Below are 26,684 nucleotides of genomic sequence, written 5' to 3' on the forward strand. Positions count from 1 at the left end.
TATTTATGGCTGAAGATTTTAAACCACATCTTTTTGTAAAACAAATACATACTTCACAAGAATATAAAGTTCCTCCTAGAGCAATAAAAAGTCAAAATAAAATTCCGGAAAGGAATAGACAGAATCACGGAGCTAAGATTTTCAATGATTTGACTAGTGCTTGGAATGGATACGACCAAGAGTTAAATAATAGAAGGCAGCAAAATCTTCCAGTTAAAGATGGAGAATATTTAACTTTTAAAAGTGCGAGTGAATATAATCTCAATGTGAAATCACTAGATTCTAGTGGAGCTCAATTACTTAATGTAAAATACGATCAAAATTCTAAACAAGAATTAGCAACTATTTACATTCCATCTGAAAAGAAAGATAAATTAATAGGTAAAGTTCAAAGGTATTCCAATGTAGGAATTGAAAGAAGATTTAATGAAGACTTAGTATCAAAGATTGATAGTGTTTCAAGATCCACTATAGAAAACCTTTGGAGTAGTCCTTTAGAGTACATGCCAAAAGAAGATGCTATATGGTGCGAACTATGGCTAAGTACAGACTCTAAATCATTTGATGAAATAAAAGGAGAGTTTGTCAATTTATGCGATCTTTTTAATGTAGAAATTGTTGATGACTATATTTTCTTTCCTGAAAGAACAATTTCTATTATCAAAGCTAACTTTGATCAACTCAATGAACTAATAAAATCATTTAAATATGTTGCTGAATTAAGAAAACCGCAAGAGTTGAATTCTTTCTGGTTGAATCAAAAATTAATTGAAAGAGAAGATTGGTTAAAAAGTGCTATTAATAATGTCACATTTAATAATTCGGATAATTATATCTCGATTCTAGATACTGGTGTTAATAATGGACATATACTAATTGCTCCTGTTCTTGATGATAATGATAAATTAACTGTCGATCAAAATTGGGGCACAAGTGACACAGGACAACATGGAACTAGGATGGCCGGAGTTGCCATTTATGGAGACCTAAATGATACATTAGAAAATTATGATGAAATTATTATAAATCACAAAATTGAATCAGTAAAAGTTATTCCTCAAAATAATGAGAATGAAACTGGGAAATTACCCATAATTACTAAAAATGCAGTTAGCATTGCTATAATTAACAATCCAAATATCAAAAGAATATTTTGCTTTGCAATTACGGGCAAATTTCTTTTTGATTTTGGTAAGCCATCTACTTGGTCAGCTACTATCGATAGTTTAACCTTCGGTGAAGATGAAGAAGATAAAAAAATCTTTATTATTAGTGGAGGCAATGTGAGACAAGAGGATGGCTATACTGATTATCCTGAGAATAATTTTAATCTGCAAATTGAAAGTCCTGCTCAATCTTGGAATGCTATTTCAGTAGGTGCTTACACAGAGAAAACCCTTCCTGATTCAAGTACATTGGCAAACATTAATGAATTATCTCCTTTTAGTAGAACATCAAATTCTTGGGAGAATAATTGGCCCATAAAACCAGATGTGGTTTTTGAAGGAGGTAACCTAATCAGACTTGATAATGAAAATATTAATTTTGATGACAACTTGGAAATTTTAACCACTTCAAGTAATGCTGTAATTAACCAACTTACCACAATAAATGCCACAAGTGCTGCAACTGCTTTTGCTTCAAATTTCATGGCAAAATTGAGACATGCTTACTCAGATGCTTGGGAAGAAACATTAAGAGGGTTGATGATTCATTCAGCCTCTTGGACAGAGGCTATGGAAAATCAGTTAAATTTCAATGGCTCTCAGGCTTCAATAATTAAAATGCTAAGAACATTTGGTTATGGGGTTCCAAATCTAGAAAAAGCAATCTCTTGTAAAACTAATTATTTGACTTTTGTATCAGAACAAATTATTCAACCGTATATTAAAAAAGACGGAGAGAGTTCCAGAACTAATGAGGTACATTTTTATGAATTCCCATGGCCAGAGAAAACCCTTCAAGCATTAGGTAATCTTGATGTAACAATAAGAGTAACTCTTTCCTATTTTATAGAGCCAAATCCTGGTGAAAAAGGATATACTAATAATTACTCATATCAATCTGTAGGTTTACGATTTGCATTGATGCCTCCAAACGACACCCCTGAGAACTTTATGCTCCGCATTAACAATGCCGCAAGAGAACAACTAAAAGAAGATTTAGGCATAGGAAAGAAAGAAAGGTTACCGGAAGGTGAAATCGAAAGCGTTAACAATATCAAATGGGCTTTAGGAGCGGATAATGTTTTTAAAGGATCTATTCACAGTAATTTCTGGAAGACTTCTGCAGCTGAAGCTTCCGCAAGTAAATATATTGCTATTTACCCCATTGCCTCAGGCTGGTGGAAAAACTTGAATAAACAAGAAAAATTTAACGAAAGACTCAGATATTCCCTTATTGTCTCTATCGAGACCCCTGAAAATACTCAGGACATCTATACTGAAATTGCTCAGAGAGTTAAGGTTGAAAATCTTGTTAAAGTTTAATAGCTAAAAAATATTAAATATGTAAAACTGTTTTGAAAGTTCCTAATATACTCTTAACCTTTCTCATCCTCTCCTCTATTATTATCTGTAATAGTCAAAGCATTGTTATTGATTCAATTAATGTTCCTAAAAGTTTCGAAAATCATTATTACTCGACTAATAAAGAAATAAGTGTAGATGATGTTCTAAAAATTAATCTCCAAGATTTCTCCGATAAGGATATTAAAAATATTAAAATAGGAACTTCCTATTGGAATACCTTCACATTTATTGTTGATCTAGATATTCAACCTGACTATATTGAATTTAACTTCGCTGTTACAGATAAGATTACATTGTATGTTCCTCAAAAGAATGGCATATACAAACATTTTATATCAGGACTTTCCTATCCAACTAAAAAAATAGTATCATTACAAGAATCCTCTAAAGCACTTATCAAAACGGAGAATATTGATTTTTCAAAACCTTTTTTTACCCATAATAAACCCATGACCATTTATGGGCTACAATCCATAAATAGTCAAAATAATGTGATAGCCTATAATGAAAAACCTCTATCTGAAAATTCAGAATTTCGCAAGAACCTTCTGGATAATGTAACTTATGATTTTCTGTTTTTCTTGTTGATTGGAATGATAATGATATCATTCATTTTTATGCTTTTGCATTATTTAATTATGCGAAAGGTATATTTTCTGTCTTACGCATTGTATCTTTTTTTTCTAGTATTTAATTATGGTTATAGAACTCCATTTTTTTATAATTTTTATTCAGAAATACACCCAAATCTATATTTCTATTTGAACCAAAATTGCCAAATGCTCGCAAATTTGAGTTATATGTTTTTTGCCAAACAATTTATTGATATTAAACAGTATTATCCTAAACTAAATCCACTTTATAATTTTGCGATTTATCTCTTCATTACATTCATAGTTATTTATAATATAATAATTATCAGTAACCCATTTTACGCCTATCATGAGGATATAATGAAAACCTCGGTGTATATTTTATCTCTGATAAGCTTAGCATTTGTAGTATATATGTTTGTGAAAAGAAAACTAACATATACAGCTATTATTTTCATTGGTAGTATGATGTTATTAATTGGTTATGTACTATGCATTATTTTAAATAATTTTTTTATACTAGTTCCTCTCGTTGTGATAGAAACCACACTTTTTATGAGTGTAATATCCTATTTAGATCTTAGGAACTTTAAGAAAGCGTTGGAGAATGACAAACTTAGGCAGATTAATGAATTTAAAAGTAAATTCTTCTCCAATATATCTCATGAGTTTAGAACCCCTCTTACTCTTATTTCAGTTCCCATTCAAGAAAAGCTTGAAGAAACCAAGCTTTCAAAAAAAGACCGTACAAATTTCGAAATGATACATCGAAATAATGTTCGATTATTAAATTTAGTAGATCAATTACTGGATTTATCAAAAATTGAAGCACGAAATCTAAAACTCAAAGTAAAAGAAGGTAACATATTTGAATTGTTGAGTTCTATAGCCTATTCATTTACTAACCTAGCTTCTAAAAAAGAACTCATTTATAAAATAAATATAGATAGAAAAGAAAATACAGCTTGGTTTGACGGAGATGTAGTAGAAAAAATCACAATTAACCTTCTATCCAATGCATTTAAAAACACTCCAAAAAATGGTACAATACTAATCATTGCTTTTATTGAAGAAGATTTATTGAATCTTGAAATAAAGAATACAGGCAAAGGTATTCCTAAAGAACAACAAGTTAAGGTTTTTGAACGATTCCATCAGGTAAATGAAAATCAAGAAGGATCTGGAATTGGATTATCTTTAGTAAAGGAGCTAGTAAACTTAAACAAAGGTTCAATTTCTTTGGATAGCAAACCTGATGAATGGACAAGTTTTAACATACAACTTCCTACTAATAAAGGTTCTTTTGCTAATTCAGAAATAAACACTAAACCACAAAACAAAAACAAAAATCATAATTTAATCAATAGTTTTCCTGCTAAAGAAAAGGCAAAAAACGAAATCATAAAAGAACTACCTATATTACTTATAGTTGAAGATAATCTAGAGCTTAGTAACCTTCTTAAAAGTACATTTGAAACGAATCATAATGTTATTATTGCAGAAAATGGGCAAAAAGGTATTGAATTAGCATTAGAACAAATACCTGATATTATCATCTCGGATATTATGATGCCAATTAAAAATGGTATCGCTCTAGTCAATGAATTAAAAAACGATGAGTGTACTAGTCATATACCTATAATACTTCTAACCGCAAAAGTTGGTGAAGAAAACGAACTTACAGGTATTGAAACTGGAGCTGATGACTATATTTATAAACCTTTTAGTAAAAAGATCTTAATAGCAAAAGTCAAAAACTTACTTGAATCTAGGCAAAAGCTACAAGAAAAATATAGTGGAGTATCTATTTTTAAAGTTAACCCATTAGACATTTCTCCAATTGATAATGAGTTTTTGAAAAAAATTGAAGTTGTTTTTAATGAAAAACTAACTGATTCATCTTTTAATGTAAAGGAACTTAGTAAACACCTTAGTCCTAGTTTAAGAACCATAGAACGTAAGCTAAAAGCCCTTACTGGATTAACTCCTGTTGAGTTTATTGAATCGCATAGACTAGAATTGGCAGCACAACTACTAAAAAGAGATCCGAAAATTAGAATCCAAGAAGTAGCTTATGATGCTGGTTTCAACAGTCCATCATATTTTTCTGAAAGATTCAAAGAAAAGTATGGGTGTAGTCCTACCGATTTTAAGTAAGCCTTCTTACTATTTTATCAGGCAATCCAACATTAAAAACTCTTCCTAACTACTATTATCATTGACTTGTCGTATTTCTGATAGTTTCTGTCGTATTTGTGATGGTATTCTTTTTGAGTCAGTAGTAAATTCGATTCTCCACTTCTTATAATCATTATTAATTCTCAAGTTCAGAAAATTATGAAATTAAATTTAGAAAAGTTCAAAGGAACATTACCCTATGCAAGTGAAATTTTTGGAGTTTATACTCCTCTTCTTGGGTGGAAATCAACAAGAATTGAAGAGAGATTTAAAAAGACTCCAGATCATCTGAAACAATTTGAATCTGTTCTTCAAGGATTTCCAGAGTTGGCTGATTTAAAATTTAATGAGGATCTCAATTCATGTCAATTAAAAGTCAGTTTAGGTTCAACTGATTCAATAAACGAAACATTAGTGAATCTACTTTATGATTTTGACATAATGAATTTAAGCTTGGTATTTTGGACCCTTAACAGTTTGATAGACTTTAGTGCTCCAGACTTTTTTGAAAAAACAGTAGAACTTGTATCAAAAGATGTAAACGCTAATATTGATAATTTACAAAAATTTAAAAACAAAGTTGAAGAACAAATTGAGTTCCACTATAACAAAGAATGCAATGCCCTACATAAAAAACACTTTGTAAAAAATAATGATCATAAAAATAATATATATATTAAAGAATTAAAACACATAAAAGCGAAATATAAAGTAAAAACTCAAACTGAATCAAAATTTTTAAGCTACTTGTTGATTCTCCTATCCTCAAAGGATGTCGAAAGTATTGAAGAATCTAAAAAAATAATTCAAAACATTGTAAAATCTCAAAAAGAACATTTCACGAAAGTTCTTAGTGATAGAAGGAAGAGACTATTAGATTTTAACAAATCAATTCTTGAAGCTGTATTTGATGCTCCTAAGGACATGAAAAACATAGTTCTAACACCAATAGGTATAGTACATCTCTTTAGACAATATTTTTTTGAATTTGACACTTTCTTAGGAACTCCTGTTGATCATGTATGGCTTAGTCCTGGTAGTAGTGTTACACTTATTGAAGAAGTTTCAAAAAAGAAAACAATAACAAAATCTGTAGAGCAATCCTACGAAACTACGACTGAGGCACAAAAGGAAGAAACTATTAGTGATGAAATTTCTGATGCTGTTCGAGAGGAAAATAATCAAGATTTATCCTTAGGAGCCTCAGTTGATGTAGAACAATCATGGGGAACTGGAAGTATGAATGCTTCAACAAGTTTGGATTACAATCAAGTTAGAAATAAATCCAAAGAAAAGACCCACAAAAGATTAAGAGAACAATCTTCAAAAATTTCATCAAAAATTAGAAAAAGTTTTAAAACTAATTTCAAAAGTGTTGATGAATTTTCCGAGGTAAAAACAAAAAAGTATACGTTAAAAAATGATACAGATAAACTTATAAACTATGAATTAAGAAGGAAAATGCGGCAAGTAGGCGTCCAAGTACAAGATATTGGCACTTACTTAAGCTGGCAAACTTTTGTTGATAATCCTGGCGAAGAATTAGGGTTAGCTAACCTCTTGCATGTAGCTAAACCAGCTGATTTAGATAATATCCCCAGAGAAGACGAAGTCAGAACACCAAGCTTAAAACATTTAGATTATCCTATTAATTTACCTTTTGTACCTATTGATGACCCAAATAATTGGGATCCTAGACCCGACAGAACGTATAAAGGAGGAAGAGAGACTGACCAAGGAGGAGATATGTATGTGGGTAATCATATTATTGAGCATGTTCATGAATTTGAGTTATTTCCTCCAGAATCAGGTTTTGAGTTAAAAAATGCCGTCTTAACAAGCAAAAATCAAAATTTATGTGATTTAAGAATAGAAACGATTCCCAATTCAAATAAAATTAAAGTCACATACGAATTAATTAATTTTAATAATAAATGGGACATGCAAGTGAATCTAAAATCAACATGGAAGCCTTCAAAAGAAAAAATAGATAAGATTAATGAGATGAACAAAGAATTAAAAGATTCATATCAACTTAAAGTAGATAAAGCTACAAAAGAATCATATTTTGACACAGTAAAAGAAAGAATCAATCAGGCCAGCAATATACAAAGTCGAAAATTTGAAGAACTTAGAGAAGAAGAAAGAATAATCGTATATAGAAACTTGATTAAATCATTAACGGATTCAGCAATGAGTGAAACATATTATGTGGATCCAAATGAACAGCACATAATTTCCGAGGTTATAAATTCGATATTCGATATTCAAAAAATGCTTTATTTCGTAGCTCCAGATTACTGGAAACCTCAAAGGAATTCACCTAGTAAGCAAAATTTCAATTCACATAGTAGTCAATTTAAAAAAAGTGATGGATCTAGTTATACTTTGAGCGAAGCAAATGTAAATTGGGGCGGATCTAATAGGGATAATAACTATTATATAACAGATGAATCACAACCAGCAAAGTTAGGGAGCTCATTAGGCTGGTTAATGCAACTAGATGGGGATAATATGCGAAATGCATTTCTTAACGCACCTTGGGTTAAGGCTATAGTACCTATAAGACCGGGGAAAGAAGAGGAAGCTTTAAATTGGTTAAAAAAGGTAGAAAAAGGTTTTGATGAAAATGCAATTTACAAGGGTAATGAGCCAGAGTTTCTAAATAAAACTATAGGACATGTACTAGAAAGTTTAGCAAAGAAAGTTACCTCAAAACACGAAAAAAGTAACGAGGTAGATAAATATCCCGAAATAGACGATGATAATCAAGTTAGAGCCACCCCTCTTAATAAAGTGTATGAATATGGTTTTTACCCATTAGACGGAGGTTTTAAAGCACAAACAACCAAGGATTTTGAGATATTTGACCAATGGATTGAAGTTCTACCAACAGATCAAGTAGCTCCTATTGAAGTCGAATATGACCCTATTACTGGGATGCAAATTTAGTATAAATATGAATATAATTGATGAGCATATATGGCACGTTATATATCTTGATAAAAAATATGGTATAAGACTCTTTTCATCTATTCCTAAATTGACCAAGAAATTAAACATTAATATTAAAGAGATGACTTGGAGAGAGATAGAAGAAGCAAAAAGTTTGGATGCATTAGCATTAACTTTGAATGGAGAAGTATTTTTGTTTCATCATAATCTTAAGCTTCTTGAGGAATTTAACCCCGATAGACTTGCCGAAGAAAATATATTGAAGGATGATTCAATAGTGTTAATAAATGAAATTGCATCCATAGTTCTGCTTTATCATGAACTTACACATGCAATAATATATCAATTGGTTAAAAAAGATAAAAAATTTAAAGAAATATTTCTTAAATCGAAAAAATATTATGAAAGTAAATATGTTTATGTCAAATCAGAAAATAAACGAATTAAATCAGAAAATCCTTATCAGCTTGCTAATGAAGCTATAGCTAACTATGTTGAGTCGAGAGTGAGTAAATTCCTGTATTCTGTCTTTTTTTCAATTTATTATAAACGTCTATTTGTCAAAAAAATATTGAATAGAGACGAGTACACTAAAAAACTAAGAGGTCTTGCTAATGATTACAATAATAATCTTAAAAAGTTCACATTTGGATATGAAATATACAAAAATGAAACTGCAGACACAGCTGCTAAAATGCCAATTTTTTTGATTAATTATATTAATAATAGATTTCTATCACAAGAACTTACATTTGAATTTAAACGTGTTGTAACCTTTCAAAATATTCTAAGACCAGATAGGTGATTTAAAAAACATAAAATAAAAAGTAATACTGTCTGCTTAATAATATTTTTAACATTTTTTGTAACCCTATTTGTATAATGATGTTTGATTTTAAATTTTTATTAAAATTTAGGTTGTAATACGATTTTTAAAAAAAGTTGCCCTATTCGTTGCTCTTAAAAAATCAAAATCCTGACAAACAATTGTTTATCAGAGCTTCTTGTACTCAAGGTAATATTTAAAACATTGATTATTCTTAAATTTTTAACGAAAATCAAAATATCTCGGGTAAACACCCTAGACGACTCAAAAAAACAAATTATTTAACAACAATAACTTCTTGCAAAAAAATCAAAATAATACAGAGTATATTAGACATTTACTCCATAATCAAACAATAAAACTCAACTTGATTAAGGGTGGTCAAAATTGCTCTCAGCGATAAAAAAATGAAAAAACGGTACTTTTTTAAGAAAAGTACCGTTTTTCACTCTTTTGGGAAGAAGAAAAAACATCCATAAACAAAATAACCACCTCGTAATGAGGTGGTTATCGTAGTAGCGGGAACAGGACTCGAACCTGTGACCTTCGGGTTATGAGCCCGACGAGCTGCCTACTGCTCTATCCCGCGATATATGATCATAACTTACTTGTCTTTAAAACTTCGGGTCATAATTCCGACAAGCTATGTATCATTCCTTACGGACGGCAAATATACAACCCTTTTTGAACTTAACAAGGCTATTTTGAATAAAAAAAGTAAAAATATTGCAACACCTTAAAAATAAGATATTTAATTTTACTGTTCTATGCTAATTGATTCAAAAGATATTAATTCTTGATCCTCAAACCTGGGATGTAGCTCTATAGGGTTGCAACAAACCTCACAATCTTCGACATACGCTTGATACCCAACAGATGGATCCAAAAGCATCGAAATCTCCTCCCAACAATATGGACATTGAAAAAAATGTTCGAACATTATCTATTATTTATTAGTTTGTAAAAACACGAAGACAAGATTAATATGACATTCGAAACACAAAAAGAGAACTAAAACGCTATATTTAATAATTGACCTGTTAATTGCAATAGTTGTAGTTCTGCTATTTTTGCGTCGTACTTTGCTGCATTTTTATTTGTTCTAGCCAAAATCAAATTAATCTGTGCCTGTCTAAACTCTATAGAAGTAATCTGCCCTAATTTAAAGCGCTCTTGGGAGCGTTCAAAATTATTTTGATTGGTAACTACATTTTGTTGTTGAATCTTATATACGTTTAAACGGTTTTTATAATTTCCTAAGGCATTAGCTATATCCCTTTCTACTTCTTTAACTACCTGTCTTTTTAGAATTTCTTGATTATCTAGTGCTATTTTAGCATTTTTTACTCGCGTTATAGTACCTCCCCCATCAAAAAGATTCCACGTAAGATTCACTCCAGCTGCTAAAGTATAGGTATCTCCAACATTACCAGGAAAAAAGGCCGAAGGTGGATTTCTATTTTCGTTCCACCCATAAGATCCCGACAATCCAATTGTAGGCAAATATCCGGATTTACTTACTTTTATATCATAGTCACTAATCTTAAGCGAGCTTTGGTTTTGTAATAATGTTACATTATTTTCTGAAGATTGTTCTAAATACTCGTCTAGTGTTATTTTAGGAATGAATTTTACGATAGTATCTACCTCGAATCCTTTTTCTAAATCATTATCCAAAATGACATTAAGATCTCTTTTAGTATTTACTAATTGTTGACGCGTGTTTAGCAAATTAATGCTATCATTAGCCACATCTACTTGAGCATTAAGCACATTTAACTTGGTATTTTGACCATATTCAAATTGATAACCTGATCTCGTAACGCGCTCTCTAGAAATTTGCAATGTTTCTTTGAGAATTTCTTCGTTTTCTGATAATCTGGCAACCTCATAATATACAGAAAATAATTGAAGCATTGTGTTTTCTATTGTTTCTCTAGCTTGTAACTCGCTAAGATTATATTGTTCTTTTAATCTTTTATAATTGTAGTATCGTCCTAACCCATCAAAAAGTGTATAATTAAGATCTAGTCCCGCGTTGTACCGTTGTGTTTCGGCATCATTTATTTCTATATCTTCTCTGGGCTGTCCTGTATTAGGATTAATCGCTCCTTGAAAAGAGGTATTGCTAGAAGCAGATTGATAATTAGCACCCCCACTGGCTACCAATGATGGCAGATATCCGGAGTTAAGCACTCCTTTGTTGTTTTTAGCAACCTCAATAGTATTCGTTGCAATAAGAATTCCGAAATTATTCTCTAATGTTAATCGAATAGCTTCTTCTTTTGTTAGTTGTTGGGCCGTTAAACTTCCGGAAACTAAAAACAGTAGGAAAACTAGTCTTATGCTATAAATATTATGCTTGCAATTCATGATGTTCTTCGTGTTCCTCTTTTTGTTCTATAATTGCTCTTTCTACTTCTTCTTTTGTAATTTTATTACCCGTAATCAACCACTTAGTTCCTACTTTTATATTGTTATTAAAAGATAAAAATAATGGTAGTACTAACAAGGTAAGCACAGTCGCAAAACCTATCCCATAGGCTATAGAAATAGCCATTGGTATTAAGAATTTTGCCTGCCTGCTTTCTTCAAAAATAAGTGGTGCTAATCCTGCTATCGTTGTTAATGAAGTCAGAAATATAGCTCTAAAACGAGATCTTCCTGCCTCATAAATTGCCTGATCAAAAGTAAGTCCTTCACGCAAATTGCTATTAAATTTACCTATCAATACCAATCCATCATTTACCATAATACCTATAAGTGCAATAATCCCTAACAATGATAGTAGATTGATCGAAAAACCATGAGCCCAATGTCCTAACGCTACAGCAGGTAAACTTAACGGAATTAGCAACAATAGTAACAATGGTTGACTATAACTTCTAAAGGTAAAAGCGATTGTAATATAGATCAAGGCTAAAACAGTAAGTCCAACAGGGCCTAGTGATCCTAAAAATTTACCAGCTTCTCGGTTTTGACCTTCATAAGAGGGAGTTACTGTTGGATATTTAGATAAAATCTCCGGCATAGTAACCGTTCTAATTTCGGTTAATATATCTGTAGAACTTGTTGTCTCAGGATTTTTAATATCTGCAGAAATTTGTATTTCTCGTCGCCCATCCAAATGATTAACCGCTACATCTCCACGTTCGATACTATAATTGGCAATTTCGGTAAGCGGTATTTTTTCTCCTGTGAGCGTACTAATTCTCATATCTTCTAAATCAGAAATAGAAGATCGATTCTCACGATCGTATCGTACCCAAACCCGTATCTCATCCTGACCTCGTTGAAATCGTTGTGCCTGTACTCCAAAAAAACCTGCCCTTACTTGGCGCATCACATCATTTAAGTTTAAGCCTAGTAAGTATGCATTTTCTTTTAACTCTAATTTGATTTCCTTTATCCCTGCTGGATCATTATCAGTAACATCTTTTAATAAAGCATTTGCAACTAAGGTTTCTTTCAGTTCTTTTTTGGCTGCTTTGAGCTCAGCAATATTATTACCTAAAAGAGAAACCGAAACTGGTCTTCCTCCAAAATTACCACCACTACCATACACCAAGCTTTCTACTCCGGCAACCTCTCCCATCTTTTGTCTAATCAGATTAGTAACCATCGATGATGATACAGCATCTGGTCGTTCTTCTCCTGGTAATAAATTAATAGCCAATGCTGCTGAAGAAGATCCAGGACCTCTATTACTAATTATATTTTTAAATAGCTCTTTGCCTTCATAAATAGGATCTTTCAAATATTTTTCGGTCAGCTCTTTGTTAACTTCTACCGCTCTTACTTCTATTAAAGAAATAATACTATCTGTTGTTTTTTCATTTGTACCATTTGGCATATTCAGGGTGATCCTTACTTGATCACTTGCTACCTGAGGAAAAATTGAGGTACGCACGATCCCACCGCCTATGCTTCCTATCGCTAAAACAAGGAAAACAACAAATACAGAAAATGTAAAAAATTTGTTCTGCAGGGTAAAACGCAGTAACGGGCTATATAAGTTATCACGTAACCATTTCATGATATGATCCCCAAATGTATTAATATAGCGAAGCTTTGCAAAAACAGCTCCCATACCATTTTTAGGCTCTTTACTTTGCTTTTTAAGTGCTTTTGAATGTGCCAAATGAGCAGGAAGAATAATAAGTGCTTCAACCAGCGAGACGGTTAAGGTTAAAATTACAATTACGGATACTTCTCCAAAAAACTCCCCTATTCGGCCGTCTAAAAACAGAAAAATGCTAAATGCTAAGATTGTTGTTATAATTGCAGAAATAATAGGAGGAATCACTTCCATAGTACCATCAATTGCTGCCTGTACAGGGTTTTTACCTCGTTCATAATGCTGATATATATTTTCGGCAATAACAATCCCGTCGTCTACTAATATCCCGATAACGATGATCATCCCAAATAAAGAAAGCACATTGATCGTTACATCAAACTGTCCCGCAAAAATAAACATCCCCATAAACGCCACTGGTAGCCCAAATGCCACCCAAAATGCCAATCTCGTATTTAAAAAAAGAGATAAAAAGATAAGCACCAGAAGCATTCCTATAATCGCATTTTCTGTTAGCAATGCTGTTCTTTGTACCAATGTAATTGATCGATCACTAATTACATTGAGCTGCACATTATTATATTTTTGATTAAAATCTTCTATATATAATTTTACTTTCTCGGCTGAAGAAATCAAGTCTTCGGTATTTGTACTTGTTATCTGTACATCTACTGCAAGATCCCCATTAAAATATGTCGCATTAGGGGTTTCAGAAAAGCGATCTCGCAGTGTTGCAACATCTTTTAATCGTATTGTACGCCCAGAGAGATCGGTTCTTACAATAAGATTTGATAATTCACTACCATAATAAGATCGATTATTTGCACGTATCAGATACTCCTCTGCTTCTGTTTTTATCGTTCCTCCGGTAGTAAGAATATTTGCTTGGCTTACAGCCTGTGCAACTTGATTAAAACTAAGGTTATAAGCAAGTAAACTATTTTCATCTACTGCTATTTCAATTTCTTCTGCTGGATAGCCTGAAATATTAATCTGAGAAATACCATCGATTCCTCTAAGGTCATTCTCTATTTGTCTGGCGATCTGTTTTAATGTTGAAAGGGGTATCTCATTACCACTTACCGCAAAATTGATCGTTGGTCGTATTGCTTCTTGCTTTGCAACCACCAAGGGCTCCATACCTGTTGGAAAAGAAGGAACACGATCTACAGCATTCTTTACTTCTAACAACATAAAATCAATATCTTTTCCCTTTTCGATTTCAACGTTAATGGTTCCACTATTTTCTCTAGAGGTAGATGTTACTCGATCTACCCCATCTAATCCTTTTAAATTATCTTCAATTTTAAGTACTATCCCTTCTTCTACTTCTTGTGGTGACGCTCCTGGATAAGTAATCGTAACCGCTATATTTTTAGAGTCACTTAAAGGAAAAAATGAAGATTTTAACGAGAGGGCTCCCGCAATACCAAAAGCAAAAAATGCAATCACGACAACATTTACCGCAACATGGTATTTGATAAAATAAGCAATAATCTTACGCATGAGTTATTGTTTTATATTTCTGCTTGCATTAGCGTTTGAAGCTCTCGATTCTGAAGAGTTTTTCTTTTGGTATATTTTCACCAACATACCTGCATAAGCTCCTGGGACTGGTTTATTAACAATAACATCACCATCTGAGACTCCTTTAAGCACTACTTTTTTATCTGAAAAATAAACAGGATTTACATTAATAACATCCAAAATACTATCTCTTACTATAAAAATCTTATCTCCTTCTTGCAACAAACTTCTATCAATTTGTATCGCATTTTCTTCTTTTTTAGCGTCTAAGTACGCCTCAAGATACATTCCTTCTTTAAGCAAAGGATCTTTGATTTCTATAAAAGCCGTAATTGTTTGAGTGGCTTGATCGATACTCCCATTAATCCTAGTCACTGTTCCTTTAAAGCTCTTGGTTTTATTTAAATTTGAAAGAGCTACCGATTTACCTATTCGCAAAAGATCAGCATATTCTTTTCCTATAGCTACTTGCATTTCATATACACTAGTGTCGATATACTCTCCTAATTTTTGTCCTTGCCTTATCAACGTACCTTCTGTAACTAAAGATTCGGTAAGCACACCACTAAACGGAGCCCTAATCGAATATTTTGATAAGCGCTGTTCTAGGTTTTTTACATTATAATATGATGTATAAATGTTACGGCCTGTTATAAAATATTTCTCTTTTTCTGAAGTTGTCTCTGGTAGTTGAGGAGTTGCTTTATCCATATCAAAACTTCCTAAATAAGCTTGCCATTTTTGATAAATTTCTGGATAATCTAATCTTAGATCCGGCATTATCGCAGTAACTTGATTGTACAAATTACTTTTGGCAGATTGTACGGTAGCATAATATTCTGAAGCATCAATCCTAATTAATGATTGTCCTTTTTGATATTTCTGCCCTGTTTTAAAAAGCTTAGCTCCTCCTTTAAAAACACCTTGCACTTCAGCATATAACTCTAATCTACGTTTGGCAGTAAGATTACCATTTGCAGCGATTTGAATTGGAATTGTTGTATTCTGAACAGTATCCACAAAGACTGTTTTAACTACTTTAGAAGATCTTGGTTTGGGCCTTTTTTTACTATCTACTATTTTTTTGGCTCCAAAAAGGGCTCCAATAATAATCACTACCCCAAGGATAGAAAGTATAATATTTCTCATAGCTTGTATTTGTATTCAAAGTATCGTATGAAATACCGCACAAAACTATCAACCCTATTACTGTAATGCCGTTAAAAAACTCATAAAAGTTAAAATAGTCAATTTTAACACAAAAAGTATCTGTTCTCACAGATGCTTTTTTTGGTCTTTAATACACGTATTACACGTACTTATTCTGTTATTTCTACTATCTTATTTTTAACTTTTTTTAAGATTACAATTAGGCTTTCTATTTTTTTTGGGTTAAGACACTATCATAAACATTCGACACCCAAAAAGTATCTTTTAATACATTAGTTTTTTGATGTGGAGCAACACAGGTTTTCCTAAAGTTTTGTAATCAATATGAAGAAAGTACCGAAAAATCGGTAACATTTTACCTTGCTACAACATAAATAAATATACGCTTGACAAAAAGTATGTATTTATTCCACAAGTGACACAAACCTTGGGTGTCATTAAATGTTCAAGGAAATTATTATTTTTTAAATTTTAGATCATGAAAAAAAAGAAATTATCAGGTTTACTTTTTGACAAAAAAACCATTTCTAAGTTAGAAAGTATGCAAATCAAAGGAGGAAGAAACACCGCAATATCTTATTGTCGTCATTGTGGGCAAGCACCATCTCAGAGGCCTTCGTGTAATGACGAATAAATCTCATAAGGCTGCTAAAAAGCAGCCTTTTTTTGAATGATTTTGTATGATCACTTGAACTATCGAAAAAATTCAAGTGATATCTAATTTTAAAAACAAAAGACACTTTCAATAGATATCCTTATATTTTTAAGTCTAGCTTACTCAGCTATGTCAGCAATTTTAGCTTTCACTTTTTTGAGTGTAGCAATTAAGGTTTCTATTTCTTCTTCTGTAAGACTTTCTTGAACTGCAGGGATAAGATCAAACATTATAGGTCTTACTTTTTCAATGACTTCTTTACCATAATCAGTAAGAAAAATACGATTTACCCTTCTATCGTTTTCATCACTTTTTCTAACTACTAGGTTTTTACTTTCCATAGTATTCACTAACCTAGTCATAGAAGTTTTATCTCTATGAGTTATAAAAGCAAGATCGTTTTGAGGTTGTCCATCATTTACACGTAAGCGCTTAAGAACGCTCCATTGTTCTTTAGATAAATCTAATCCGTTTTCTTGAAATGCTTTTTGAACCAAAAACCCAAAATCATAGTGAATCTTACCAACCCAAGATAAGGCATGGGTATTTAAATCAATGACTTTTGTATTACTCATAAATACTATTGTTTAATTTTTCCAGATACAAAAATATCTATAAAAATTTAGTTGTACCTGCAACTAACGCTAAAAATGTCACAAAAGTATATCCTATTTTTTCACTTAACCTTTAGCTAACAAACTCTTATTTATCAAATGTTTAAAATAAAATGCTTTCGGTAAAAATATCATAATTTAGAAGTGTTTTTTTGATTAAATCTTTAAAAAAACATTTGTATTTTATACATTTATTAATGAATCAATTTCTTCTTGTATTTCTTCCCATTGTTCCATTAAAACTTCTAACTCATCTTTTTTAGCCTGATAACTATCAAAAAAATTCGGTTTTGCGATAGTTTCATCATAATTTACCGCCAATTCTACGTCAATTTCTTTGATTTGCTTTTCTAATTTATTGATTTTGGATTCTGTATTACTTAGTCTATTATTGAGTGATTTTATCTTTTTTTGATCTTCATAAGATTGTTTAGCAGTTTCTTTTGAAGTAGAAACAGATTTGGTCTGCTTATCTTTTTTCTCGATCTCTCTTAAATCATTAACTCTTCGTTCTTCGAGGTAAAAATTAATATCTCCTAAATACTCTTTAATCTTTTTATTCTTAAACTCATAAACAGTGTTACTAAGTCCCTGCAAAAAATCCCTATCGTGTGAAACCAAGATCAACGTACCTTCAAAATTCTTTAATGCTTCTTTTAATACATTTTTAGACTTTATATCTAAGTGATTGGTAGGCTCATCCATCACTAGTACATTAAACGGTTCTAATAACATTTTACATAATGCTAATCTGTTTCGCTCTCCTCCAGATAAAACTTTTACTTTCTTATCCACTTCATCTCCTCTAAACAAAAATGCCCCCAACATATCACGAACTTTGCTTCTTGTTTTTTCATTGGCTGCATGTATCATAGTATCATGGACTGTTAGCTCGCCATCAAGGTATTCGGATTGGTTTTGAGCAAAATATCCTATTTGTACATTATGTCCTAATTTAAAATCACCATCATAGGATATTTCATTGATTATGATTTTTGCCAAAGTAGATTTTCCCTGACCATTTTGCCCAACAAATGCTATTTTTGACCCTCGCTCTACTAATAAATCAATATCACTCAGGATTTCTTTCTCACCATAACTCTTACCAACACTCTCTGCTTCAATGACAACTTTGCCAGGCTGTATACTAACGGGAAAACTAATATTCATAACAGCATTATCATCCTCATCAACTTCAATTCTGTCAATCTTATCTAACTTTTTGATTAATGATTGTGCCATAGAAGCTTTAGATGCTTTTGCTCTAAATTTTTCTATTAATTTTTCGGTTTGCTCAATCTGTTTTGATTGATTTTTTTGTGTTGCTAATTGTTGCTCTCTAATCTCCTTACGTAACACTAAGTATTTAGAATATGGTTTATTGTAATCATAAATACGACCTAAAGAGATTTCGATTGTTCTATTAGTCACATTATCCAAAAACATTTTATCATGCGAAACGATAACAACAACTCCCGTATAGTTTTTCAAGAAACTCTCTAACCAAATAATAGATTCTATATCTAGGTGGTTTGTTGGCTCATCAAGAAGAAGTATATCATTATTTTGTAGTAAGAGTTTTGCCAATTCGATACGCATTCTCCAACCACCTGAAAAGGTATCGGTAAGACGATTAAAATCTTCTCGCATAAACCCTAAACCTTGTAAGACTCTTTCGGTTTCACCTTGATAATTATATCCACCTAAAATCTCATAGTGATGCGTATGATCACTTAAATCCGTAATGAGTTGATTGTATCCTTCGCTCTCATAATCCGTGCGTTCGGCGAGTTGTGCATTTATAGCATCTATCTCTCGTTCAATCTTCTTAATTTCAATAAAAGCTTCATACGCTTCTTCTAATACGGTACGACCTTCTATAAAATCAATATCTTGTTTTAGAAATCCAATTTTTACTTCTTTATCCATAGCAATTTGACCAGAATCCGGTTCTTGCTCTTTAGATAAGATTTTAAGCATTGTAGATTTACCTGCTCCATTTTTACCTACTAGTCCTACGCGATCTCCTGCACTTAGCATAAAGCTTATTTCCTCAAAAAGATACTCTCCTCCAAATGAAATTGATAAGTTGTGTATGTTTAACATCAGCTTTTGAATATTTTGTGCAAAGATGATTAATTTTGTGCTACCAAAAAAGCCACTTATGAACTTCTTAAAAGGCACTAAAATTTATAGTATTTTTACTGGTAACTGCCCTGTTTGCCAAAATGAAAGCATGTATACAGAATCAAATCCCTATAAACTTAGCCACACCCTAAAGATGCAAGACCGATGTAGTCATTGCAATACAAAGTATAAAATAGAGCCCTCTTTTTTCTACGGGGCTATGTATGTTAGTTATCCTGTTGGCATTGCTTTTGCAGTTGCTGCCTTTGTAATTAGTTTTTTGTTATTTAAGCTTAACTTAGTAGTTACCTTCTTTATTATTGCAATTACAATGATTGTTTTTTTGCCTGTTATTTTAAGATTGTCGCGAAATATCTGGATTAATTTCTTTATGCATTATAATAAAGAAAAAGCGGTCTCTTAACCTAGTTAAACCCATATCTAAAGCTTTTTAATTACGTCATAAAGCGTTTTACATCTATTTCTTTATTTAAGGGAACATCTTTTTCTATGTATGCGAATAGATTTTGCGCCATCGAAGGAGCAATTAAAATCCCTCTGCTTCCCATGCCATTTAGGATATGTAAATTTGCAAATTTAGGATGTGTCCCGAGTATTGGCTTTCTATCTTTAACTGTTGGTCGTATTCCGGCAACTTGATCTATAATTTGATATGGTACTTTTAAAAAGCGTTCTAATTTTTCTATTAATTCTTCTTTAGCCCTTTCTGTTACTTCAACAGATTTATCGTGGTTATTATAGGTCGCTCCAACTTTATAGATGTCATTTCCTAAAGGAATTATAAAAACCGAAGATTTGATAGCTTCTGTAACTTTTAAAGCCTTAGACTCGATAATTATATACTCTCCTTTATTGCCTACTATTGGTAAATCCTTAAAAAATGGATTTTTTTGTACTCCAAACCCTTCTGTAAATATCACATGTCTTGCTTTTACTCCTTTATATTCAACATAATTCGGAGTAGTACTTAAGGCGGCATAATCAAAAGATTCTTTAAACAAACTTTTCTTTTGATCAATCACACCTAAGTATAATTCAAGTAGTTTTTTAATTGCTATTCTTCCTGTATGCTTTACTTTTCCGTACTGGTAAGGAATATCCAACGCGTTATTTGTGTTTTCGTACAATTCTGCTGAAAGAAATCGCTCTAAAATAGGTTTGTCACAAGCCTCAAACCAAACATTTTGTTCTTCTACAGAATTAAATCTTCGTAATATAGGAAGCTCAAAAACCAGCGGTTGGTTAAGTTTTTTCTCAATATTTTTATAAAATGCTCCAGCTGTTTCAACTTGCTCGATTGCTTGCCATGCAGGAGTAAATCTTTTTAAAATAACAGGATTATATAATCCACCAGCCACACGAGAAGATTTTTGAGAACTATCCTCAAAAACAACATATGACTTATTGTTTTTTTCTAATTGCTCTACAAAAGCCAATCCTGATAAACCAAACCCAACAATTATATAATCTAACATACTTCAAAAATAACAAAACGCCTAACTATTATGTTAGGCGTTTTATCTATATTTTAGATAAGAAGGAATTTAGTAACTCCACATATCCATTTCGAAATTTCGAATACTCTCTTTAATTCTTTCACTCTCTAAAAGCTGCATCAAGGCATTGTCAACGATATAATCATCTATCGACCTATCCCCCTGTTCATTATCCTCTTTATAAATTACAGAGTTAAATCGTCTTGCATTAAGAATATGATCCAAAGTAAAAGGCATTGATGTATTTCTTCTGTTAAAAGCCGATGTGTTATGTAAGATTTCTCTAGCATCTGGATACCAAACCCAGAACAATTCTACTAAATCCGGCTCATCATCATCGATAAAGTTAACATCAGGAGCAACTGGTGCTAAACCAAGCATTCTGTATCTTAACTCTCCTTGTCTTTTATCAAAATACCAATACCCTCTAATTCTATACTCTGCAATATCAGCCGAATTTAAATCTCTCTGATTAATATACTGAGGATCTACGGTCTCACCTGCATTGTACTGCTCATATCCTAAATCGGTAGTATCAATTTTAGACATTGTACTTTTAAGATCATCGAATGTACGAGTTTCGGTAAAATATGAATCTGAATAAATATTTTTGATTTTTCCGCTTCTGATATTGGATATTAAAACGTCGTATAATGATCTACGATTAACACCAATATTAAAAGTATCTATAGGGTAATACAATGGGAAATTAATACGTTCATCAAGATCAATAGTCTCCCAAGTAGTTTTTGCCCATAATACATCACGTTTATCAACGTAACCATATTCTAAAGGATGATCATTATCATTTAAAATCTGTTCAGCCGTTTTCTTTCCTATATCATCTGGCGTATCCGCGTTTAAAACGTTTGTTTGACCATATGAAATAAGGGAAACAAATACACCTAAGACGGTTAATACAAAATTTCTCAAATTCATAACTAATTAGTTTGTTTTTTTAATTTGTTAACTCAACAATAACTGGAGATATTTTCTTCAGTTTATAACTTGCATTGTTAGATAACTGTGCTTTTATATCAAAGATTTGCACTGCAGATCCTCTTTTAGCTTTACGTAATGCTGATTTTGCTTTAGCATCTAATCTTCCACCACGTACACTAGCTGTAGGCTGTCCTTCTACCTTAAACTTAAATCCAGTAACTTTAATTTTGATATCAAATTCAAAATCAGGTAAAATTGCTCCGATAGAAGAAATTTGTAATGCGTTTCTTGCCATTTTTACAGAACCGTCTTCACCTCTTACAGTTCCCACAGGTCTAGGAATATCTTTAATTCTAAACTTCTTACTATCACTCACACTTGTACCGTTTGCAAGTTTACCACTTACTTTGATACTTACTTCACGTGCTTTAACAGTAGTAACATTCATCATATATTTACCAGCACCACCAGTTTTTCTTAAACCAGGTGCATTAGCATTTACATTAGGTACACCAGGAATAGAAATAGTCATAGGGTTATTTACACCTCTATATACCACATTCATTTTATCTGCTGAAATCACTGCAGAATTTGGTCTTGGTATTACAGTATACGAACTCTTAATAGGAATCTTAACTATAGAATCTCCTTCTTTAAATTCAAGTTCACCTGCCACATCTCTTTCTCCAACATTACCTGCTGGGAAATCTAACATAATTTGCCCGTTCTGAACTTCTGTTTGCTCTTTTCCATTAACCATTACTTTGGTTGGTTTCAAAGTAGCATCAAAACGTCCAAGAACGATTCTTCCTTTAAACTTCTCTCCACTAAAGAAAGCAGTTTTATCAGCTACAACAATTGCCTCATAATTACTAAACGAAAGTTCAGAAGCTTGTTGACCTGCTAATAATGCAGAAAGAACTTTACTCTCTGTAGTTTTAACATCAGCTTGCATCTGAGTAAGCTTTGTAATAGAAGCAACTAATGGAAATCCTTCAAAATTATACTTTAACCATTCTACTGGTCTATTATCTCTATTTCTAACTTCTTCAGTTGAAAACGTTTTTTCAACATCATTTGCAACAGATTCATCTACTTCTTTTACTGTTCTTATAGTAGAGGCAACTCCAGTTCTATATGCATCGATTTTACTTACGAAATCTTTAGCTGAGGCAGTTAACTTACCACCTTCAAAAAATTTACTATCAAGTGCATCAGGCTTATCCATTGTTTCATAATCCGTTGGATCATCTGCCGTTTCTTGAATTTCCTTTTTTAACTGCTCTACGTAATCATTAAATTCATTTGAGAACTTGCTGATTTCATCTGCTTTAGCCTTTAATGGTCCATATTTTTCAGCCTGTTCAGTTACTTTGTCTGCAAGACCAGTCATAAACGCAGTATTACGTTGTGTTGCTAACGTATTAGACTCAGTAAGTCTTTCGTTCATCAAACCGAATGCTGATAATACTTCTTTTGACATATTTAATGCCATCATCGCGATGAAAACCAAGTACATCAGGTTAATCATCTTCTGCCTTGGGGATAATTTTCCTCCTGCCATATTCTTCTTAGATTTTGGTAGTTATTATAAAAATATTTTATTCAAAAATGTTAACTTCTGTTCATTGCAGTTAACATACCACCATATACTCCATTAAGAGAAGCAAGGTTACCAGATAGACTTTTCATCTGTTCTTGCAATTGACTAGCAAACTCTGCAGTTTGTGCGTTTGCTTCAGCTTGTTTTGAAGCAGCATCTAACTGTACTCTGTACAAACCATTTAATGATTCCATTGAAGCAGCAGCTTTTGCCATTTCTTCACTATATTTTTGTTGTCCAGCGATAGAATCTGCAGTTGGCTTAATACCTTTTGCAGCTCCTTCAAAATTACGGATACTATCACCAAGACTACCAATAAGATTAGAGTCAACTCTAGCCTCTTTTAGCATTTCATCTAATTTTTTAGATAATAATCCTTCTGGAGTCTCTTTTTCTTTTTTATCTCTTTTTGATCCTCCAGCTAATTCTGGGTATACTAAAGACCAATCTAATTCATCATCAACTGATTCGAATGCCGAAACAGTAAATACAAGTGCTTCTGTAACAAGACCAATGATAAGCATTTCGTTACCAAAAGGCCAGTGCATAATTTTAAAAAGTGCACCTAATATTACAACGGCCGCTCCCAGACCGTATACCATATTCATTAATTTTTTACTTGCTTTTGAATTTGCCATAATAAATTTGTTTTGTTTTTTTTAATCTAATTGTTAAAAAAGGTTAGTAATTAAGTAGTTGATAGAAAATTTTGGGACTTACTTTTGATTCTGAGTATTATCTTCTCCAGTTACATCAGTACCCATGTAATCTTGTACTGTTCTGAATCCAATATAACTTCTTGCAGAATCCGCATATTCATAATCTCTGGTACTTACCTGTAGGAAATAAGCAACATCTTTCCATGATCCACCTCGCACAACTTTACGCTTGTTTTCATCATCATTAACGTTAGGGTTCATAGATGAAACGTATTCATATGCTGAAGGGTCATAAGACGACTGTACCCACTCAGAAACATTACCTGCCATATTATATAAGTTATAATCATTGGCTTCAAATGTTTTGGCTTCTACAGTATATAAGAAATTATCTGCTGCGTAGTTTCCTCGAAGAGGTTTAAAGTTTGCTAAGAAACACCCTCTGTCATTTAAGGCATAAGGTCCTCCCCATGGGTATGTAGCTGATTCTAAACCACCTCTAGCTGCATACTCCCATTCTGCTTCTGTTGGTAATCTAAAATAGTTTACAAACTCTTTATTTCTTTTTCTTTGAAATGTATTTTTCTCGATAGTTCTCCATCGGCAGAAAGCTTTAGCTTGTTCCCAAGAAACTCCTACTACTGGATAATCATCATATGCACTATGCCAGAAATAGTCATTATGCATAGGTTCGTTATAAGAATAACTAAAATCCTTAATCCAAACAGTTGTATCTGGATAAACTGGTATTACTTCTTCTTTAATAAAATCTTTTCTTCCACCTTTTCTTGCACGTGCTGCAGCTTGAATATCCATCCAAGTAAACCTAAATTCGAACTTACTTACATCTAATGTACGTCTTCCATTATAAGATTCTTCTAATGGAATATACATCGTATCCATAACTTCAGCATAAAACTCATCTGGATAATCATCAATATCCCACTCGATATCAATATCCTTATTAAGTCTTCTACCTTCATAACCAGTTTCTCCTGTACCACTATAATTGTCGTACATATACTTTTCGTATACGGTCATGTTTTCGGTATCTGCATCAAGAAAAGCAAACTCTCCGATACCATCGTCACCGGGAGTTTTTCCTAATTCATCAGCCATTATCGCTAATCGTACTCGGATTGTTGAATCTCGAACCCAATTAACAAACTGTCGATACTCACTATTAGTGATTTCTGTCTCGTCCATATAAAAAGAACGTACAGTAACCATTTTCGTAGGGGCGTTTGCTAATGCGGCTTTATCATCGTCAGATTTACCCATAATGAACGATCCTCCGGGGATGAGCGCCATTCCATATGGTTTCTGCGGGTGCCATTTTTTTCCTTGTGCTCCGGTCAGTTCTCCTCGACTTCCGCCACCACAACTGTAGAGCATTGCTAAAATAGCAAAGAGTGATACAAATTTCTTCATAACGTGTTTTAGGTTAAGATCTTCTTAGATTTAAGGACGTAAACCTATTTATTTATTTTCAGAAAAACAATTTTTTTCTAAAAAAAACCTTAAATCTACCTAATAATAATGTTAAACTTCATTTTTTCGTTTTGCCTTATACCATCTTTCAGGTATTTCTTGATTACAAGCTCGCTCATAATCGTTGTACGTGCAAGGTAATAACGTATGTCTTTTCAATTTATTATTGCCAGATGAAATAAAAGGTATTTCTATCCACCATCTTCCTGTTTTTGGGCTCTTATAAAAAGACAAAATCTCATCATCTATTGGCACATTGTAATGTAGTGTGCTTTTTAGATTTTTGATATCCAATTCGTTAGAACGATAATTAACCCCTTCAATAAAATACCAGATGATTTGGGAAATGAGTACCGCAGCAGTTTCTTCATTTTTGAAATTTTTAAATTCATAAACCCCAAAACTCTTCACCTTATCACTAATCCCGGCATATCTAGAGATTGCACATATCTCTCTACCATCAAATCCGTTAGGTGACGTCGTTATACCATTCAAACTATTTGCATTCATCACTCCTAAATCGATAGAAACAATATCTGCATCTCGCATGATAGGTTCTACAACGGTTACATCTGCAATAACTTCACCTAAACGATAAGAATCAAAATATAGTTTTTCTATAAGATCAATTTCTTCTTGTGCATTAAAATAAGTTTGATATCCTATATTACTATAATTAAATAAATTATATGGTTGTTCAACAATAATCTTCCCCACAAAAGAAGTATTCGTTATATCCTCTGCAGAGTTCCCTAGATCGAATCTACTATCTACATTTGCTAAATTCACCATTCTTTCTAAAATATCGAAAGATCTGTACTGAGCGTAAACCAAATCTTGACTCCCCCCTATAATAATAGGTATAATATTTTTCTGCAATAATGTAGACAGCACATCTTGAACCAAATAATAGGTATCACTAACCTGATTCCCCGAAATAACATCTCCCAGATCAACTATACTGGTATTCCAATTTCCAGGAAAAAGTTCATATAACGATTTACGGATAGCATCAAAATTTAATTGCTCACCTAAAAAATTAATATCATTCCTATTTTCTTGCACACCAAGAATAGCAATATCAACTTTATTTAAATCAGGAACTCCATCTGAAGTTGTATGAATTTTAATTTGTTTCCCTAATGTTTGATCTGAAAGCAATTTAGTATGCGCTGCTACTAAATCACTTACTGGGGCAAGAAATTCGAAAGACATTTA

Annotated in this window: 18 protein-coding genes and 1 tRNA gene; 6 read left to right on the forward strand and 13 right to left on the reverse strand. The window is 32.3% G+C overall.

Going from position 1 to position 26,684, the window contains the following annotated elements:
- Positions 1-5 precede the first annotated feature (5 nt).
- The 4 genes from AWE51_RS01095 (at position 6) to AWE51_RS01110 (ending at position 9,062) form a co-directional block, all read left to right on the forward strand.
- Positions 6-2,489: a S8 family peptidase gene (locus AWE51_RS01095; protein ID WP_066308236.1), complete on the forward strand. Its 2,484-nt coding sequence runs from the start codon at positions 6-8 to the stop codon at positions 2,487-2,489.
- A gap of 32 nt (positions 2,490-2,521) precedes the next feature.
- Positions 2,522-5,281, forward strand: a complete 2,760-nt coding sequence (locus tag AWE51_RS01100; protein WP_066308238.1) for a response regulator — start codon at positions 2,522-2,524, stop codon at positions 5,279-5,281.
- A gap of 180 nt (positions 5,282-5,461) precedes the next feature.
- Positions 5,462-8,254, forward strand: coding sequence for a hypothetical protein (locus AWE51_RS01105; protein ID WP_066308240.1), 2,793 nt, complete (start codon positions 5,462-5,464; stop codon positions 8,252-8,254).
- A 7-nt stretch (positions 8,255-8,261) separates the two neighbouring features.
- Positions 8,262-9,062 (forward strand): hypothetical protein, encoded by an 801-nt coding sequence (locus tag AWE51_RS01110; RefSeq protein WP_066308242.1) that lies wholly within the window; start codon positions 8,262-8,264, stop codon positions 9,060-9,062.
- A gap of 537 nt (positions 9,063-9,599) precedes the next feature.
- Here AWE51_RS01110 and AWE51_RS01115 read toward each other — a convergent pair.
- From AWE51_RS01115 to AWE51_RS01130, 5 genes are all read right to left on the reverse strand, one after another.
- Positions 9,600-9,672: transfer RNA gene (locus AWE51_RS01115), tRNA-Met, on the reverse strand.
- 168 nt (positions 9,673-9,840) lie between these two features.
- Positions 9,841-10,023, reverse strand: a complete 183-nt coding sequence (locus tag AWE51_RS26010; RefSeq protein ID WP_082832265.1) for a CPXCG motif-containing cysteine-rich protein — start codon at positions 10,021-10,023, stop codon at positions 9,841-9,843.
- 71 nt (positions 10,024-10,094) lie between these two features.
- Complete coding sequence (locus AWE51_RS01120; protein WP_066308244.1) at positions 10,095-11,456, reverse strand: TolC family protein; 1,362 nt, start codon at positions 11,454-11,456, stop codon at positions 10,095-10,097.
- Positions 11,440-14,667, reverse strand: coding sequence for an efflux RND transporter permease subunit (locus AWE51_RS01125; RefSeq protein ID WP_066308246.1), 3,228 nt, complete (start codon positions 14,665-14,667; stop codon positions 11,440-11,442). Before AWE51_RS01125 ends, AWE51_RS01120 begins: the two co-directional genes overlap by 17 nt.
- Positions 14,668-14,670: 3 nt before the next feature.
- Entirely contained in the window at positions 14,671-15,837 is a 1,167-nt protein-coding gene (locus tag AWE51_RS01130) for an efflux RND transporter periplasmic adaptor subunit (RefSeq protein ID WP_066308248.1), read from the reverse strand.
- Between the two features lie 499 nt (positions 15,838-16,336).
- Between AWE51_RS01130 and AWE51_RS26325 the strand changes: the two genes are divergently transcribed.
- Positions 16,337-16,492 carry a hypothetical protein gene (locus AWE51_RS26325; RefSeq protein ID WP_157765994.1) on the forward strand — a complete coding sequence of 52 codons (156 nt, stop codon included), beginning with the start codon at positions 16,337-16,339 and terminating at the stop codon, positions 16,490-16,492.
- A gap of 140 nt (positions 16,493-16,632) precedes the next feature.
- On the opposite strand, the gene AWE51_RS01135 is transcribed toward AWE51_RS26325, so the two are convergent.
- Both AWE51_RS01135 and abc-f read right to left on the reverse strand, forming a co-directional pair.
- A complete protein-coding gene (locus tag AWE51_RS01135; RefSeq protein WP_066308250.1) occupies positions 16,633-17,088 on the reverse strand; it encodes a MarR family winged helix-turn-helix transcriptional regulator in 456 nt (151 codons plus the stop codon).
- Positions 17,089-17,310: 222 nt separating this feature from the next.
- On the reverse strand, positions 17,311-19,233 hold the full coding sequence (gene abc-f, locus AWE51_RS01140; protein WP_066308540.1) for a ribosomal protection-like ABC-F family protein: 1,923 nt from the start codon (positions 19,231-19,233) through the stop codon (positions 17,311-17,313).
- A 58-nt stretch (positions 19,234-19,291) separates the two neighbouring features.
- Here abc-f and AWE51_RS01145 point away from each other — a divergent pair, with 58 nt between their 5' ends.
- Positions 19,292-19,678, forward strand: a complete 387-nt coding sequence (locus AWE51_RS01145; protein ID WP_066308253.1) for a DUF983 domain-containing protein — start codon at positions 19,292-19,294, stop codon at positions 19,676-19,678.
- A gap of 31 nt (positions 19,679-19,709) precedes the next feature.
- On the opposite strand, the gene AWE51_RS01150 is transcribed toward AWE51_RS01145, so the two are convergent.
- The 6 genes from AWE51_RS01150 to AWE51_RS01175 all read right to left on the reverse strand — a co-directional run bounded on the left by AWE51_RS01150 (position 19,710) and on the right by AWE51_RS01175 (position 26,681).
- Positions 19,710-20,750, reverse strand: coding sequence for an NAD(P)/FAD-dependent oxidoreductase (locus AWE51_RS01150; RefSeq protein WP_066308258.1), 1,041 nt, complete (start codon positions 20,748-20,750; stop codon positions 19,710-19,712).
- A 69-nt stretch (positions 20,751-20,819) separates the two neighbouring features.
- Positions 20,820-21,710, reverse strand: a complete 891-nt coding sequence (gene porN / locus AWE51_RS01155) for a type IX secretion system ring subunit PorN/GldN (protein ID WP_066308261.1) — start codon at positions 21,708-21,710, stop codon at positions 20,820-20,822.
- A gap of 19 nt (positions 21,711-21,729) precedes the next feature.
- Entirely contained in the window at positions 21,730-23,277 is a 1,548-nt protein-coding gene (gene porM / locus AWE51_RS01160; protein WP_066308264.1) for a type IX secretion system motor protein PorM/GldM, read from the reverse strand.
- A 50-nt stretch (positions 23,278-23,327) separates the two neighbouring features.
- Positions 23,328-23,954: a type IX secretion system motor protein PorL/GldL gene (porL, locus tag AWE51_RS01165; protein WP_066308267.1), complete on the reverse strand. Its 627-nt coding sequence runs from the start codon at positions 23,952-23,954 to the stop codon at positions 23,328-23,330.
- Positions 23,955-24,032: 78 nt separating this feature from the next.
- Positions 24,033-25,406, reverse strand: coding sequence for a T9SS ring complex lipoprotein PorK/GldK (porK, locus tag AWE51_RS01170; protein WP_066308270.1), 1,374 nt, complete (start codon positions 25,404-25,406; stop codon positions 24,033-24,035).
- Between the two features lie 111 nt (positions 25,407-25,517).
- On the reverse strand, positions 25,518-26,681 hold the full coding sequence (locus AWE51_RS01175) for a formimidoylglutamase (protein ID WP_066308273.1): 1,164 nt from the start codon (positions 26,679-26,681) through the stop codon (positions 25,518-25,520).
- Between the last annotated feature and the right edge of the window lie 3 nt (positions 26,682-26,684).

Origin of the sequence: Aquimarina aggregata, from assembly GCF_001632745.1 — a bacterium.
Classification (GTDB): domain Bacteria; phylum Bacteroidota; class Bacteroidia; order Flavobacteriales; family Flavobacteriaceae; genus Aquimarina; species Aquimarina aggregata.

Excerpts from the sequence above, each read along its gene's own strand:
- porL (WP_066308267.1), bottom strand. The coding sequence starts at position 23,954 with ATGGCAAATTCAAAAGCAAGTAAAAAATTAATGAATATGGTATACGGT.
- AWE51_RS26325 (WP_157765994.1), top strand. The coding sequence starts at position 16,337 with ATGAAAAAAAAGAAATTATCAGGTTTACTTTTTGACAAAAAAACCATT.
- AWE51_RS01095 (WP_066308236.1), top strand. The coding sequence starts at position 6 with ATGGCTGAAGATTTTAAACCACATCTTTTTGTAAAACAAATACATACT.
- AWE51_RS01110 (WP_066308242.1), top strand. The coding sequence starts at position 8,262 with ATGAATATAATTGATGAGCATATATGGCACGTTATATATCTTGATAAA.
- AWE51_RS01175 (WP_066308273.1), bottom strand. The coding sequence starts at position 26,681 with ATGTCTTTCGAATTTCTTGCCCCAGTAAGTGATTTAGTAGCAGCGCAT.
- AWE51_RS01150 (WP_066308258.1), bottom strand. The coding sequence starts at position 20,750 with ATGTTAGATTATATAATTGTTGGGTTTGGTTTATCAGGATTGGCTTTT.
- AWE51_RS01125 (WP_066308246.1), bottom strand. The coding sequence starts at position 14,667 with ATGCGTAAGATTATTGCTTATTTTATCAAATACCATGTTGCGGTAAAT.
- porM (WP_066308264.1), bottom strand. The coding sequence starts at position 23,277 with ATGGCAGGAGGAAAATTATCCCCAAGGCAGAAGATGATTAACCTGATG.
- AWE51_RS01135 (WP_066308250.1), bottom strand. The coding sequence starts at position 17,088 with ATGAGTAATACAAAAGTCATTGATTTAAATACCCATGCCTTATCTTGG.
- AWE51_RS26010 (WP_082832265.1), bottom strand. The coding sequence starts at position 10,023 with ATGTTCGAACATTTTTTTCAATGTCCATATTGTTGGGAGGAGATTTCG.
- AWE51_RS01105 (WP_066308240.1), top strand. The coding sequence starts at position 5,462 with ATGAAATTAAATTTAGAAAAGTTCAAAGGAACATTACCCTATGCAAGT.
- abc-f (WP_066308540.1), bottom strand. The coding sequence starts at position 19,233 with ATGTTAAACATACACAACTTATCAATTTCATTTGGAGGAGAGTATCTT.
- porN (WP_066308261.1), bottom strand. The coding sequence starts at position 21,710 with ATGAATTTGAGAAATTTTGTATTAACCGTCTTAGGTGTATTTGTTTCC.
- AWE51_RS01130 (WP_066308248.1), bottom strand. The coding sequence starts at position 15,837 with ATGAGAAATATTATACTTTCTATCCTTGGGGTAGTGATTATTATTGGA.
- AWE51_RS01120 (WP_066308244.1), bottom strand. The coding sequence starts at position 11,456 with ATGAATTGCAAGCATAATATTTATAGCATAAGACTAGTTTTCCTACTG.
- AWE51_RS01145 (WP_066308253.1), top strand. The coding sequence starts at position 19,292 with ATGAACTTCTTAAAAGGCACTAAAATTTATAGTATTTTTACTGGTAAC.
- porK (WP_066308270.1), bottom strand. The coding sequence starts at position 25,406 with ATGAAGAAATTTGTATCACTCTTTGCTATTTTAGCAATGCTCTACAGT.